The sequence below is a fragment of the Paraburkholderia caledonica genome, from assembly GCF_000383275.1.
GTDB classification, from domain to species: domain Bacteria; phylum Pseudomonadota; class Gammaproteobacteria; order Burkholderiales; family Burkholderiaceae; genus Paraburkholderia; species Paraburkholderia caledonica.
This window is the reverse complement of record NZ_KB911036.1, coordinates 195693-209637: the sequence shown is the minus strand read 5'-3', so window position 1 is coordinate 209637 and position 13945 is coordinate 195693. Positions and strand designations below refer to the sequence as shown.

At 61.7% G+C, this 13945-nt stretch carries 12 protein-coding genes; 1 reads left to right on the top strand and 11 read right to left on the bottom strand.

The window, feature by feature from the left end; all coding sequences use genetic code 11:
• Nucleotides 1-85 precede the first annotated feature (85 nt).
• The 6 genes from H281_RS0110780 to argS form a co-directional block, all read right to left on the bottom strand.
• Complete coding sequence (locus H281_RS0110780) at nt 86-1672, bottom strand: ABC transporter substrate-binding protein (RefSeq protein ID WP_020067120.1); 1587 nt, start codon at nt 1670-1672, stop codon at nt 86-88.
• 256 nt (nt 1673-1928) lie between these two features.
• Nucleotides 1929-2747 (bottom strand): cobalamin-binding protein, encoded by an 819-nt coding sequence (locus tag H281_RS0110770; RefSeq protein WP_020067119.1) that lies wholly within the window; start codon nt 2745-2747, stop codon nt 1929-1931.
• A gap of 3 nt (nt 2748-2750) precedes the next feature.
• A complete protein-coding gene (locus H281_RS0110765) occupies nt 2751-3524 on the bottom strand; it encodes an SDR family oxidoreductase (RefSeq protein ID WP_020067118.1) in 774 nt (257 codons plus the stop codon).
• Between the two features lie 16 nt (nt 3525-3540).
• Nucleotides 3541-4179, bottom strand: a complete 639-nt coding sequence (locus H281_RS0110760) for a thiol:disulfide interchange protein DsbA/DsbL (RefSeq protein ID WP_020067117.1) — start codon at nt 4177-4179, stop codon at nt 3541-3543.
• Nucleotides 4180-4364: 185 nt separating this feature from the next.
• Nucleotides 4365-5192 carry an SPOR domain-containing protein gene (locus tag H281_RS0110755; protein ID WP_027804483.1) on the bottom strand — a complete coding sequence of 276 codons (828 nt, stop codon included), beginning with the start codon at nt 5190-5192 and terminating at the stop codon, nt 4365-4367.
• Nucleotides 5193-5253: 61 nt separating this feature from the next.
• The gene (gene argS / locus H281_RS0110750; RefSeq protein WP_020067115.1) at nt 5254-7056 is read right to left on the bottom strand and encodes an arginine--tRNA ligase; all 1803 of its coding nucleotides are present in this window, start codon (nt 7054-7056) and stop codon (nt 5254-5256) included.
• 432 nt (nt 7057-7488) lie between these two features.
• Here argS and H281_RS0110740 point away from each other — a divergent pair, with 432 nt between their 5' ends.
• Nucleotides 7489-7815, top strand: coding sequence for a DUF1840 domain-containing protein (locus H281_RS0110740; protein ID WP_020067113.1), 327 nt, complete (start codon nt 7489-7491; stop codon nt 7813-7815).
• 175 nt (nt 7816-7990) lie between these two features.
• Here H281_RS0110740 and H281_RS0110735 read toward each other — a convergent pair whose 3' ends face one another.
• The 5 genes from H281_RS0110735 to H281_RS0110715 all read right to left on the bottom strand — a co-directional run bounded on the left by H281_RS0110735 (nt 7991) and on the right by H281_RS0110715 (nt 13800).
• Nucleotides 7991-8197: a hypothetical protein gene (locus H281_RS0110735; protein ID WP_020067112.1), complete on the bottom strand. Its 207-nt coding sequence runs from the start codon at nt 8195-8197 to the stop codon at nt 7991-7993.
• A gap of 173 nt (nt 8198-8370) precedes the next feature.
• Nucleotides 8371-11097, bottom strand: coding sequence for a methionine synthase (gene metH / locus H281_RS0110730; RefSeq protein ID WP_277394737.1), 2727 nt, complete (start codon nt 11095-11097; stop codon nt 8371-8373).
• 76 nt (nt 11098-11173) lie between these two features.
• Nucleotides 11174-12244: a homocysteine S-methyltransferase family protein gene (locus H281_RS0110725; protein WP_020067110.1), complete on the bottom strand. Its 1071-nt coding sequence runs from the start codon at nt 12242-12244 to the stop codon at nt 11174-11176.
• A 391-nt stretch (nt 12245-12635) separates the two neighbouring features.
• Nucleotides 12636-12893, bottom strand: coding sequence for a BTH_I0359 family protein (locus H281_RS0110720; protein WP_013337859.1), 258 nt, complete (start codon nt 12891-12893; stop codon nt 12636-12638).
• Between the two features lie 118 nt (nt 12894-13011).
• Complete coding sequence (locus H281_RS0110715) at nt 13012-13800, bottom strand: alpha/beta fold hydrolase (RefSeq protein ID WP_020067109.1); 789 nt, start codon at nt 13798-13800, stop codon at nt 13012-13014.
• Nucleotides 13801-13945: the final 145 nt, after the last annotated feature.

Sequence of the window (13945 nt, the reverse complement as noted above, 5' to 3'; positions counted from 1 at the left end):
TGGTTCGCCAAGTTTGAGACGCCGACAAAAAAGCCCGGTGCTTTCGCATCCGGGCTTTTTTTACGCTTCAAAGCGCAGCGAGTGACTACTGCACGGCCACCGTTCCAAAGTTCTGTCGTCCAAACGGACTCACGTGATAACCGCTCACGTTGGTTCGCGTGATAGCCGCGGCAGTCGGATAGCCGAGCGGAATCCACAGCGCCTGATCGTGGATGATCTGCTGCGCGGCCTGATACGCCTTCGCGCGTTTGGCCTGATCGGGCGTGGACTTGCCGTCGGCGATGAGCTTGTCGAGATCCTCATTGCAGAAGCGCGCGAAGTTGATGCCCGACTTCACCGCATTGCAGCTAAAGAGCGGCGACAGGTAATTGTCCGGGTCGCCGTTGTCGCCGGCCCAGCCCATGAATAGCGAATCATGCTGGCCCTGCTTGGCCTGCTTGATCAGTTCGCCCCATTCAATCACTTTCACGTCCGCCTTCACGCCGATCTTGGCGAAGTCCGCCTGAAGCAGTTCGGCGCCGGCCTTCGGATTCGGATTCAGCACGCTGCCGTTCGGGCGTACCCAGATCGTCGTTTCGAAGCCGTTCGGATAGCCCGCGTCGGCGAGCAGCTTTTTGGCCTTCGCGGGATCGTACGGCCACGGCTTCACAGCCTTGTCATAGCTCCACGTATTCGGCGGATAGGGATTGACCGCCGGCGTCGCAGTGTTGTCGAAGACGGTCTTCAGATACGTGGTGCGGTCGAACGCCATGTTCAAAGCGGCGCGCACTTTCTGATTGTCGAGCGGCTTTTTCTGCGTGTTCAACGCGACGAACGCGGTCATGAATGCAGGCGTTTGCACAATGGCGAGCGACTTGTCGCCCTTTGCGTCGGCAAGATCCTGCGGCTTCGGCGACAACGCAATCTGGCATTCGCCCGCCTTCACCTTCTGCGCGCGCACCGTGGCGTCTGGCGTAATTGCGTAGATCAGACGGTCGATCTTCGGTTTCGTGCCCCAGTAGGACGGATTCACGTCATAACGGATCACCGCGTCTTTCGTGTAGCTCTTCAGTTCGAACGGACCCGTGCCGATAGGCTTCGAGTTCAGATCGACCTGCTTGCCGGCCTTGAGCAACTGATCCGCGTACTCGGCGGAATAGATCGAAGCGAAGCCCATGGTGAGGATCGACACGAAGGTCGCGTCCGGTGCGTTAAGTTCGAACTTGACGGTGTTGTCGTCGACCTTGCTGATCGACTTGATGAGCTTCGGCAATCCCATCGACTGAGCATGCGGGAAGCCGCTCGCGCCCGCCACCTTGTGCCACGGGTTGCTGTCGTTCAGCATGCGGTCGAACGTGAAGACGACGTCGTCGGCGTTCAGCGGCCGGCTCGGCTTGAAGTAGTCGGTGGTCTGAAACTGCACGTTCGGGCGCAGGTGGAACGTGTAGGTGAGGCCGTCCGCGCTCACGTCCCATTTGTCGGCCAGCGACGGCACCACTTTCTTTGCGGCTTCGTCGTATGAGGCCAGCGAATTGAAAATCACGTCAGCCGACGCATTCGTCGTGACGAGCGAGTTGAACTGCACGACATCGAAGCCGTCGGGGCTCGACTCGGTGCAGACGGTCAGCGGTTTGGCGAGCACGAGCGCGGGCGCTGTGACCAGTACGGCGGCTGCGAGCAGTTTGAAGCGCATAAGATCTCCGATAACAAGCGCAGTCAGGCAGTGCGTCTGGTTTCTGGTTATGTTCCGTTGACGGGCGACTGCGGCGTGGCCGTCGACTTCATTTTGATACGTTTCCAGCGCTCGCGCATGACCGGCATCAGTCGCGATCAACCAGGTGATCAACTGACGGACCAGGCGCGCGCCGGCCTTCGCGAAAGCTTATCGAAGGGCCGTTGCGACGACAACAACATAATCCGCATATTCATATGGAATCAGCGCCGCGGGTTCACTCAGACGCGGCCTGCTTCATTAGATAAGCGATACCGTCGATAGCGCGCACGCCGTACCACGACACCATCTCGCCATCGATCAACTCAATGCGTTTGCCGGCCATACGCGGATCGCTTTTGAGCGCATCGCAATGAGCTTGCGTGAAGCGATATGGCTCGCTTGAAAGCAGAATACGGTCGACGCCGGCAAGCCACGGCGAGCGGTCGAAATCGAGCGCCGGATAACGGGCCGCGCCCGCGGCTCCGCCTTGCACGTCGGGCAGCGTGTGCCAGTTCACGAGGCGCAGCATCGCGGAAATGTAAGTGTCGCGCGCAACGGTCATCCATGGTTCGCGCCAGATCAGATACAGCACGTTCTGCGCAGCAAACGCGCGTGAGGCGGCCTCGCGCAGACGCGCTTCAAGCATTGCGGCGAGACGCTGCGCTTCTTTATCCCGATCGAAAATCGCGCCCAGCAGCGCGTAGAGCGAAAGGTTGTCGTGCGGTGTCTGCGGATGCGTGACGACGACATGCGGCACGATCGCGCGCAACTGCTCAACGGTGTCGCGCTCGTTCTCGTCGATATTGACGATCAGATGCGTAGGTTGCAGCGCACGAATCGTTTCGATATTCACCGCTTTCGTGCCGCCGACCTTGGGCACGTTGCGAACCTTGTCGCGCGGATGCACGCAAAAGCCGGTGCGCCCGACGATCTGCGGTTCGAGGCCGAGAGCAAACAGCAATTCGGTGATGCTCGGCACCAGCGAGACGATGCGCGCGCCGGCACCCGCTTTCTCGTGCGCGACGCCGGTTGCATCGACCGCACGCAGTGACATGATTTACTCGGCGACGGCGCGCGGCTTGCGCGGCGCGCGTTCGAACACGCGGTCATAGAGCCAGCGTGGCGCTACGTGCAACAGCATCGCCACCACGCGCATCTGCCAAGGGAACACAGCGTAAGCCGTGCGACGCTCGATCGCACGCGCGGCCTTAGCGGCAAAACGATCGGCGTCCATCAGGAAGGGCATGCTGTACGGATTGTGCGCGGTCATCGGCGTGCGGACATAGCCAGGCGCGATCGTGACCACGCCGACGCCGAGCGGACGCATCTCGACGCGCAATGCTTCGAGATACTTCGCCGCCGCGGTTTTCGACGCGCTGTACGCACCCGAGCCGGGCAAGCCGCGCACGCCTGCTACGCTGGCAATGCCGACCAGCGTTCCGCGCCTGGCCGCGATCATGGGCGCGGCGAACGGCTCGAATGTGGCGACCACGCCGAAGTAGTTGACGTCCATCACTTCGCGGAACGTGCGCAGATCGCCTTGTCCGGTGACCGCGCCGCGGCTCACGCCTGCATTGGCGATCACGATGTCCGGCACGCCGTGCTGCGCGATGAATTGCGCGGCGGCATCGGCGAGCGCCTCGGCGTCGCGGACGTCGACGGAATAGATGGAAATGGGGTTCTGCGGATGAGACCGCTGGAAGGCAGCAAGGGCGTCGCCGCGGCGGGCAACGAGGCCGAGAATCGCGCCGCGCCGCGCATATTCGGCGGCGAGCGCGAGGCCGATTCCACTTGACGCGCCGGTAATGAAAACTTTCAACGGTGAACTCATTCCGGCGCCTCGGGTTTTACATCTTCTTTGCGCGAACCTGCTGGACCAGGTAGTCGAGCACCTGCACGGTGCCAGGCAGGCTATTGGTGGCGGCCGGGCCGGTTTCATACTTGCCCTGGACTGCGATAGTCGGCACGCCGTCGATCTTGTAGTCCTCAAGCAGCTTCTTGTCTTTCTGCAACGCGCTTTGCGTCGAGAAAGAGTTGTACGCGTCCATGTACTTCTTCGGATCGACGCCGTTCTTCGCGAGGAATTTGGCCTGATCTTCGGGCGTCAGCAGATAGTTTTTATTGACGTGGATTTCGTTGAAGACTTTCGGCGTGAGTTGCGTGGCGAGACCCAGTGCGTCGAGCGCGTGATACATCTTGGAGTGCGGAATGAAGTCGTCGCGGAAGGCAACCGGCACGCGCTTGAACACCACGTCGGCACCTTGCTTCTTCACCCATGCTTCGAGGTACGGGTTGAATTCGTTGCAGTGCGGGCAGCCGTACCAGAAGAATTCGGTGACTTCGATCTTGCCGGCGGGCACGTCGGTGGGCTGCGCGCTCGGCAACACCGTGTAGTCCTTGCCCGCGACCGGCGCCGTCGGCGATGCGTGCGCCGTGGCGGCAACGAGCCCAAGCGAGAGGAACAGAATGCTCAGCAGTTTTTTCATGTTTTGTTGACCCAGGTAGGCGTAAAACAGTGGCGCCACGCAAATGCCCGTCACCGTTTTTAAATCGGCGTTCGACGGTTCTATCGTCCGTCGTGCTCAATCATGCTTATCTTGCTTGCGATTCCTGTGACCGGCGCCGCACACCGATAGTTCGGCGGCGGCGCAGCCGGCGGATCGCTCGCTGTTTATTGTTTGGTGAAACGGATGACCGCTGTGTCCACGCCCGCGTCCGACAGGCGCTGGCGGTTCGCGTTCATGTCCTCGAACTTCGAAAACGGTCCGATACGTACGCGATAGTACGTGACGCCGCCCGCATCGCGCTGCGTGACCTTCGACTCGAATCCCTGGAATGCGAGACGCGCGCGTTGCTGTTCGGCGTCGGCAGCGGTCTTGTACGCGCCCACTTGCAGGAAGTAGCCGGTGTTCGCGTCGCCCGGCGCCGGGGCTGCGCCCGAACCCGGTTTGCCATTTGCGGCCGTGGCCGACGACGTGCTTTTCGGCGCCGAACCCGCGGCCGTGGCTGCCGGCGCGCTGGTCGCTTGCGGCTTCTTCGCGGGCGCGGCGGCGGTGGTGCTGCTGCCGTTATCCTGAGCCGGCTTCGGAGCGACCGCGGTGCCGTTCGCGTTGGCGTTCGGATTATTGCCGATGGTCGGCGGCACTTCGATGATCTGAGGCTGTTCCAGCATGCCCGACTGCGTCTGCGAGTTGGTCTGGCCAGGCGCGGTATTCGGCGGCGCGGGTTGTGCCGCTTGCGGCACCGGCTGCCCCGGCGTCTTGCCTTGCAGCGGACGGTTCGGATCGTATTGCGCCTGGCTCGCGCTCGAATCGGATGCAGCAGGCGGCGCCACCTTCGAGACGAACGGCGTAGGCGCACGGGTGATATAAAGCGCCACCACTACCGCGATCGCAAGGCCGACGATCAGGCCCAGCACGACGCCGAGAAAAGTGCCCCCGGTTTGCTTCGATTGCTTTGTTGTGCGGCGTGGTTTTGCCATCGTACGAATTACCTGCAAAAAGAATCCTGGAACGGCCGCCGATTATAACGACGGCCGCATACATGTTGCGCCGGAGGACTTACATCTTGACTGGAGCGGAGACGCCGATGATCGCAAGACCGTTGGCGAGCACCTGACGCGTGGCCGCCAGCAGCGCGATGCGTGCATTGCGTTCGGCGGCATCGTCGACCAGCACGCGCTCGGCTCTGTCATTGTAGAACGAGTGGAATTCCCCGGCGAGGTCGCGCAGATAGAACGCGACCGCGTGCGGCGCGAGTTCGTCGGCGGCATGTTGAAGCATGTCCGGGAACTCGGCGAGCTTGTTCAGCAAGGCCATTGAGCGCTCGCTCGTGAGCGGCGCGAGGTCGACGCCGGCAAGCGCGCTTTCGTCAGTACTTTGATCGCCGCTGTAGCGGGCCTTGCATTCGGCTATCACGGAGCAGATCCGGGCATGTGCATACTGCACGTAGTGCACGGGGTTTTCGTCATTTTGTTTCAACGCGAGGTCGATGTCGAAGACGAACTCCGTATCCGCCTTGCGCGAAATCAGGAAGAAGCGAACAGCGTCGCGGCCACGGCGAATCGTTTCTTCGTCGATCAGATCGACAGCGGCTTCGGACCCCGGCGTCGCGCCGCCCGACCATTCGATCAGATCGCGCACCGTCACATAGCTGCCCGCGCGCTTCGAGATCTTCACCTCTTCGCCGTTGCGCATGACCGTAACCATCTTGTGCAGCACGTAGTCCGGGTAGCCTTTCGGAATGCCGATGCCGAGACCTTGCAGGCCGGCGCGCACACGCGCGATCGTGCCGTGGTGATCGGAGCCCTGAATGTTGATGACCTTCGTGAAGCCGCGTTCCCACTTCGCGACGTGATACGCGACGTCAGGCACGAAGTACGTGTACGTGCCGTCGGTTTTGCGCATGACCCGGTCTTTGTCGTCGCCGTCGTCGGTCGTGCGCAGCCAGAGGGCGCCTTCCTGCTCGTAGGTCTTGCCCGCGGCGATCAGCGCCTGCACGGTCTTCTCCACGCGGCCTTCGGTATAAAGCGACGACTCCAGATAGTACTGGTCGAACTTCACGCCGAACGCCTGCAAGTCCATGTCCTGCTCGCGGCGCAGGTACGCGACCGCGAAACGGCGGATCGCGTCGAGGTTTTCGACGTCGCCCGCGCCGGTGACGGGTTCACCGTCGCTCGCGGATACCGTGACGCCGTTCATATAGTCTTTCGCGATGTCGGCAATGTACTCGCCGTTGTACGCCGAAGCCGGCCAGCCTTCGTCGCCCGGAGCGAGACCGCGTGCGCGCGCCTGGGTGGATAGCGCGAGCGTTGCGATCTGCACGCCGGCGTCGTTGTAGTAGAACTCGCGATGCACGTCCCAGCCTTGCGACGCGAGGACGTTCGACAGCGCGTCGCCGAGCGCGGCCTGGCGGCCGTGGCCGACGTGCAGCGGTCCTGTGGGGTTCGCCGACACGAATTCGATGAGCACATGCTTGCCGGCGTCGCGTTGCGAGCGGCCATACGTTTCTTTCTCGGCGAGCACGGCGGCAATCACGGCCTGCTTCGCCGCGGCGGCGAGGCGCAGGTTGATGAAGCCGGGACCCGCGACTTCGGCGGCTTCAATGAGTCCGTGCGCTTGCGGCTGCGCGAGCAGCGCGTCGACGATCTGTTGCGCGAGCTGGCGCGGATTGGCGCGCAGCGGCTTGGCGAGTTGCATCGCCACATTGCACGCGACGTCGCCGTGGGCGGCGACTTTGGGTCGCTCCAGCGCGATGGTGGGCGACACGAACGCGGCTTCGGCCGCACCTTGCGTGGCAAGAGCTACCTGCTTCACCGTGTCGGCGAGCAGTGTTTCGAGAGTATGTTTATGTGCGGGCAGCATGCTTGTTGCGAGTCCAGTGAGGCAATCCGGTGATGCGGAAGAGGCGCCGGCCGCGCGGCAGGCGCGGCCGATTCGTCAGAAGCGTGGAAAGCGGCGGTTCGCTCGTCAACGCATCGGCATGACGGACGCGCCATCGGGCACGCAGCCTGCAACACAATAAGCGCGTTGCGCGGCGCCCTGCAACGGCATGGGCGCGGCGGCATGCAGGCGCGAACCGGCCGGGCTGGCTGCGCCGCTTGCACCTGTGCGCGCGGCGCCGCGAGGCGCGCTTTTCCGTCCAGACGGATTTTAGCAGGTGCTAATATGTTCAATCAGATGCCCAGCAAGGGCCGATGCCGCCGCGTCTCTTTGGCGAGCTAACGGAGCGCGCGCTGACGGCTGCATTGAGCGCCGCTCGCGCGTCAATCGAACATAACGAAAAAGGGAACAGTCATGCTGATTACTTTCAAATGTCGCGCTTGCCCAGACGTGATCATGCTCAATAATCTGGCACAGCATCTGGTCGGCATTGTCGGCAAACGTCTAGGTGAACGAGGCGTCATTACTCACGACGAACTCGCAGACGCTATCACCAAACTCGAAGCGGCCATCACCTTCGACAAGCAGGAACGCGCCGAGCACGACGGCCATTTCCACGAAGGCGAAGAGGGCCACGAGCATCACGAGATTCCGCCTGGACTCGCACAGCGCGCTTACCCGTTCCTCGACATGCTGCGCGCCGCGCAAAAAGAGAACGCAGACATTGTTTGGGGACTGTGATTCTCGCGAGCGAGCCACGCCACTGCGATCGGATCGCGAGGGATATGCGCGTGCTGTATTTGCCGTAGACCTGGTGTCCGACGGCCCGCGCCTCATGTCTGAATGAAAAAAGAGCCCGCTCGACGCGGGCTCTTTTTCGTTGCGAGGCCGAAAGCGCTATGGCCGTGCAGCCTGCTTACTGACTGGCGGCTGCCGGAGCGGCTGCGGGAGCTGACTCACCTTTCTTCATTTTTTGCTTCTTCGGTTTCTTGACGTGTTTGACCGTGGGCGGGGAGTACGAGCTGACCGCGCTCGAACCGCCGGGAGCGGCAGTTTGCGCGAGCGCCGCCGAAGCGCCCGCGGCAAGCGAAACAGCAGTCAATAACAGCACCAGCTTCTTCATAGGATTTTCTCCGTCGACGGTTGCAATTAGTTAAGCCGACGCGTTTTAGCCGCGTCTGGCGGGTCAAGCCGCCTCAGTCTACAAAGCCGAAAATTACGTTGCCGCAAATATTCAGTCTTTCTCGCCGGATATAGTGGGTTTCCCGCCACGCCGGCAGATCGGCTCTCACCGGCTTAGAGCAACGGCGCCAACGCCCGCTCGGCATCCGCCTTCGAAAGAGACATTCGCTGTGCGTAATCTTCCAACTGGTCCTGGCCGATCTTGCCCACGGAGAAATATGTGCTGTCCGGATGTGCGAGATAAAAGCCGGAGACGCTGGCCGCCGGCAGCATGGCAAGCGATTCGGTCACGCTCATGCCGATGTCGCCCGCTTGCAGCACCTCGAACATGTCACGCTTCACCAGATGGTCCGGGCACGCCGGATAGCCGGGCGCCGGGCGAATGCCGCGATACTTTTCCGCGATCAGATCGTCGCTGGACAGGTTTTCGGTGTTGGCGTAACCCCACAGGTCGCGCCGCACCCGCGCATGCAGCGCTTCGGCAAAGGCTTCGGCGAAACGGTCGGCAAGCGCCTTCAGCATGATTGCGCTGTAGTCGTCGTGATCCTTTTCGAACTGCTTTTCCTTCACGTCGACGCCGAGACCCGCCGTGACCGCGAACATGCCGATGTAGTCCGCCACGCCCGAGTCTTTCGGCGCAATGAAATCGGCTAGCGAGCGGTTCGGACGCATCACGCCGTCTACCACCGGCCGCACGCTTTGCTGCCGCAGGTTGCGCCAGGTGAGCGCGACTTCGGTGCGCGATTCGTCCGTGTAGATTTCGATGTCGTCGTCGTTGACCGTGTTGGCGGGCAGCAGCGCGATCACGCCGTTTGCCTGCAGCCAGCGACCCTGGATCAGACGCGCGAGCATCGACTTGCCGTCGGAAAACACGCGCCGCGCCGATTCGCCGACGATCTCGTCGTTCAGAATCGCCGGATAAGGACCGGCGAGGTCCCAGGTCTGGAAGAACGGCCCCCAGTCGATGTAGTTGGCCAGCTCGTTCAGATCGAAGTTCTTGAACACGCGCCGGCCGATGAACTTCGGCTTGACCGGCTGATAGCCTTTCCAGTCGATCGGCGTTTTGTTCGCGCGGGCTTCGGCAAGCGTGACCATCGGCAGCGCCTTTTTGTTCGCGTGCTGATTGCGAATGCGCTCGTAGTCGGACTTCAATTCGTCGAGATACTTTGTCGCGCCTTCGTCAGACAGCAGACTCGACGCGACGGACACCGAACGCGACGCGTCCGGCACATACACCACGGGGCCTTCGTAATGCGGCGCAATCTTCACTGCGGTGTGCACGCGCGAGGTGGTCGCGCCGCCGATCAGCAGCGGAATCTTCTTCACGCGGAAATAGTCGTCGCGCTGCATTTCCGACGCGACGTAGGCCATTTCTTCGAGACTCGGCGTGATCAGTCCGGAGAGTCCGATGATGTCCGCGCCTTCGACCTTCGCCTTCGCGAGAATGTCGTTGCACGGAACCATCACGCCCATGTTGACCACTTCGAAGTTATTGCACTGAAGCACCACCGACACGATGTTCTTGCCGATGTCGTGCACGTCGCCCTTGACGGTCGCAATGACGATCTTGCCCTTCGCGCGCACGTCGCCGCCCGCAGCCGCAAGTTGCTTCTTTTCTTCTTCGATGAACGGGATCAGGTGCGCAACCGCCTGCTTCATTACGCGGGCCGACTTCACGACCTGCGGCAGGAACATCTTGCCCTGACCGAACAGGTCGCCGACGATGTTCATGCCGTCCATCAGCGGGCCTTCGATCACGTTGATCGGACGGCCGCCTGCGGCCGCGATCTTCGCGCGCACTTCCTCGGTATCTTCGACGATGAAGTTCGTAATGCCATGCACGAGCGCATGCGACAGGCGCTTCTCGACGGGCTGGTTACGCCACTCCAGGTTCTCTTCTTTCTTCGCCGCGCCGGTCTTGAATTTGTCGGCGATTTCGAGCAGGCGGTCGGTGCCGTCCGGGCGACGGTTCAGGACCACGTCTTCGACGCGTTCGCGCAGTTCCGGATCGAGGTCGGCATACACGCCGAGCTGCCCCGCGTTGACGATGCCCATGTCCATGCCGGCCTGAATTGCGTGATACAGGAACACGGTGTGAATCGCCTCGCGCACCGGATCGTTGCCGCGAAACGAGAACGACACGTTCGACACGCCGCCGCTCACCTTCGCGTACGGCAGGTTTTCCTTGATCCAGCGCGTCGCGTTGATGAAATCGACCGCGTAGTTGTTGTGTTCTTCGATGCCGGTGGCAATCGCGAAGATGTTCGGGTCGAAGATAATGTCTTCCGGCGGAAAGCCCACTTCGTTCACGAGGAAGTCGTACGAGCGCTTGCAGATCTGCGTCTTGCGCTCGAACGTGTCGGCCTGGCCCTGCTCGTCGAAAGCCATGACGACGGCGGCCGCGCCGTAGCGGCGAATTAGGTTCGCGTGATGGCGGAACGCTTCTTCGCCTTCCTTGAGCGAGATGGAGTTGACGATCGCCTTGCCTTGCACGCACTTCAGACCGGCTTCGATCACTTCCCACTTCGACGAGTCGATCATGATCGGCACGCGCGCGATGTCCGGCTCCGACGCGATCAGATTCATGAAGCGGACCATCGCCGCTTTGGAGTCGAGCATCGCCTCGTCCATGTTCACGTCGATCACCTGCGCGCCGTTTTCCACCTGCTGGCGCGCGACGGCAATGGCTTCGTCGAACTGGTCGTTCAGGATCATTCGTGCGAACGCCTTCGATCCTGTCACGTTGGTTCGTTCACCAACGTTGATGAAAAGCGTCCCGGACGTGACGTTGAACGGCTCTAGGCCGGCAAGGCGCATGGTGTGATCTGTCATGGCGTATATGCGAGTCGATTGCGTGCGTTAGGTGCGGCTCGGTTGCGTCTGCGGTGTGTCTGCGTTGCGTCTGCCTGGACGCCGCTCAAGCGGCGTCGCGATACTGCGTCGGCCATTTGCGCGGCTTCACTTCGGCGAGCGCCTTGGCTATCGCAGCGATGTGCTCCGGCGTCGTACCGCAGCAGCCGCCCGCGATGTTCACGAGACCCGCTTCGGCGAATTCCTTGAGCAGTCCGGACGTGTCGGCCGGCAATTCGTCGAAGCCCGTATCGCTCATTGGATTCGGCAAGCCCGCGTTCGGATAGCACGACACATACGTGTCGCAGAGCTTTGCAAGTTCGGCGATGTAAGGGCGCATTAACGCCGCGCCCAGCGCGCAGTTCAAACCGAACGTGAGCGGCTTTGCATGCCGCAGCGAGTTCCAGAATGCCTCGACGGTCTGACCCGAGAGAATGCGCCCCGAGGCGTCGGTGACCGTGCCGGAGATCATGATCGGCAAACGTTCGCCGGTGTTTTCGAACAGTTCGTCGAGCGCGAAAAGCGCGGCCTTCGCATTGAGCGTGTCGAAGATGGTTTCGACGAGAAACAGGTCCGCGCCGCCTTCTAGCAGCGCCTTTGCCTGCTCGTAATAGGCCGCGCGCAGTTCGTCGAACGTGACGTTGCGCGCGCCGGGATCGTTCACGTCGGGCGAAATGCTCGCGGTCTTCGGCGTCGGTCCGATCGCGCCTGCTACAAAGCGCGGCTTGTCCGGCGTCGAATACTTGTCGCATGCGGCGCGCGCGAGCTTTGCAGATTGCAGATTCATTTCGACTGCAAGCGCTTCCATGCCGTAGTCCGCCTGCGCGACCGTGGTCGCGCCGAACGTGTTCGTCTCGATAATGTCGGCGCCCGCAGCCAGATACTGCTCGTGAATCTCGCTGATGATCTGCGGCTGCGTGATGGACAGCAGTTCGTTGTTGCCTTTGATGTCGCGCCCGTAGTCCTTGAAACGCTCGCCGCGATAGCGCGCTTCGTCGAGCTTGTAGCGCTGGATCATCGTGCCCATTGCGCCGTCCAGAATCAGAATGCGCGACTTGAGCAGCGCGGGCAGCGCCGTGCCGCGGGTATAGGCGAGCTCGGGACGGACAGGCTTGGCAGTTTGGGCAGGCTGGTTCATGGCGGACAAGGGCTTGCGCCGGCTTTTTCGGGAACCAGTCATTGTAGCCGTAGCCGGGCTAATTCGCCGGGGCGCGGGCGGCGTGGCGCTGACTGGATGTCGCGTGAGGCGCAATTCAGGTCGACAAAGACCTGAGAGACCACGCAACGCACTGCTGCGCGCGAATCCCACTGGACGAAACCGCAACACGAGCGCAACACGTCGCGGCGAAGGGAACACCACAAAAAGAAAAACGGTTCAGCAGGCTGAGCCCACTGAACCGCTTTCATCATTGCCGACCATCTTGTGAAGGCCGCCGGCGGTGCCGGACGGCGTGGTCGATATATGTCGCCAAATACGTGAAAACTATACAAACGGTCCTGCCGCCGAGAACGTCGGCGAGACCTTGAGGTCAGTGGAGGATTACCGGCTGATGCATCAGGCTGTCGAACTGGCCGAGGAATTCGTCGACTTCGTCTAGCGACGGTTCTTCTTCGATCAGCTTTTGCACGTTCTCGCGAAACCGCGCCGCCATTGCACCGTCAATGTAAATTTCACGCTGCATGTTTTTGTCGACGATCTCGTAGCCACCCGATTTCATGGCCAGCGGGCCTTCTTGCGGCGGAAATTCGACGACACAATAGTTAGGGCTGTTGTAGATCATTTGCATGGCGACACTCCTTATTTCCGTTGGCTCCTGGCCATTCCTGCGCCATACGTGGAGCTTATGGTGTGGAATTCAAGGGGTGGGTCCGGATTGACGCTTGTAAAAGTTCCGAACCTACCGGTTAGACCGGCCTTTCAAGAAACGTTTCAAGCAGTGCGGCAAAACGTTGAGACTGCTCGACTGGCGCAAGGTGAGCGGCGTCGAGCAATTCGAAGTGAGCGCCTTCAATGGCATCTGCTATCTCCTGACTAGCAGCAGGCCGCGTGCCCGTATCGTGGCGCCCTGCCACGACCAGGGTTGGACAGTGAATCGCTCCCAGCTTACCGCGTACGTCGAACTCGCGCAGCGCTTCGCACGCCATGGCGTAGCCTTCTGGCAACGTGCGGGTCAGCGCCTCGTGGATCGGCTCCACTGCTTCGGGATGCGCAACCCGAAAATCCTCGGTCAGCCAGCGTTCGAGCGTGGCGGCCGCAAGCGGCGCCATGCCGTCCCGGCGGGCGCTGGCGGCGCGCTGGTCCCATGTGGCGCGGGCCTCTGGCGGATTCGCGGCAACGCTGTCGGCAATGGTGAGCGAGTCCACACGGGACGAGTGGTCAAGCGCGAACTGCTGCGCGATCATGCCGCCCATCGACATACCTACGAGGTGCGTGCTCGGCGCACCCAGCGCATCGAGCAGCGCGGCAAGGTCGCCGGCAAGATCGCCAACCGAGAACGGCTCTTTTGACAATTCCGTTTGGCCGTGACCCCGCACGTCGTAGCGCAGAACCGTATAGTCGTCGCGAAAATAGCCTGCGAGCTGGTCCCACACGGACAGATCGCCGCCAAGTTGATGAATGAACGTAAGCCAGGGGCCGCCGCCTTCATTGCTCAGCACGTAGCGCGTCTCGATTCCGTTGATGTTCACTTGCATGCGGGCTCCTTCAAGGGGATCGCAGTGGAAGAATTGGTCGAGGCCTGACGTGTATGCGCATATACGCAGATACGTCTGCGGCCCGCCAACGGTTGCATCAGATGATGCAGAGTCGGCATCGAGACGGAAGTTTCGCGAGTATGCG

Coding starts and splice junctions, on each gene's coding strand:
- H281_RS0110770 (WP_020067119.1), bottom strand. CDS start 2,747: ATGTCACTGCGTGCGGTCGATGCAACCGGCGTCGCGCACGAGAAAGCG.
- H281_RS0110715 (WP_020067109.1), bottom strand. CDS start 13,800: ATGCAAGTGAACATCAACGGAATCGAGACGCGCTACGTGCTGAGCAAT.
- H281_RS0110735 (WP_020067112.1), bottom strand. CDS start 8,197: ATGAAGAAGCTGGTGCTGTTATTGACTGCTGTTTCGCTTGCCGCGGGC.
- H281_RS0110720 (WP_013337859.1), bottom strand. CDS start 12,893: ATGCAAATGATCTACAACAGCCCTAACTATTGTGTCGTCGAATTTCCG.
- H281_RS0110760 (WP_020067117.1), bottom strand. CDS start 4,179: ATGAAAAAACTGCTGAGCATTCTGTTCCTCTCGCTTGGGCTCGTTGCC.
- argS (WP_020067115.1), bottom strand. CDS start 7,056: ATGCTGCCCGCACATAAACATACTCTCGAAACACTGCTCGCCGACACG.
- H281_RS0110725 (WP_020067110.1), bottom strand. CDS start 12,244: ATGAACCAGCCTGCCCAAACTGCCAAGCCTGTCCGTCCCGAGCTCGCC.
- H281_RS0110740 (WP_020067113.1), top strand. CDS start 7,489: ATGCTGATTACTTTCAAATGTCGCGCTTGCCCAGACGTGATCATGCTC.
- H281_RS0110765 (WP_020067118.1), bottom strand. CDS start 3,524: ATGAGTTCACCGTTGAAAGTTTTCATTACCGGCGCGTCAAGTGGAATC.
- H281_RS0110780 (WP_020067120.1), bottom strand. CDS start 1,672: ATGCGCTTCAAACTGCTCGCAGCCGCCGTACTGGTCACAGCGCCCGCG.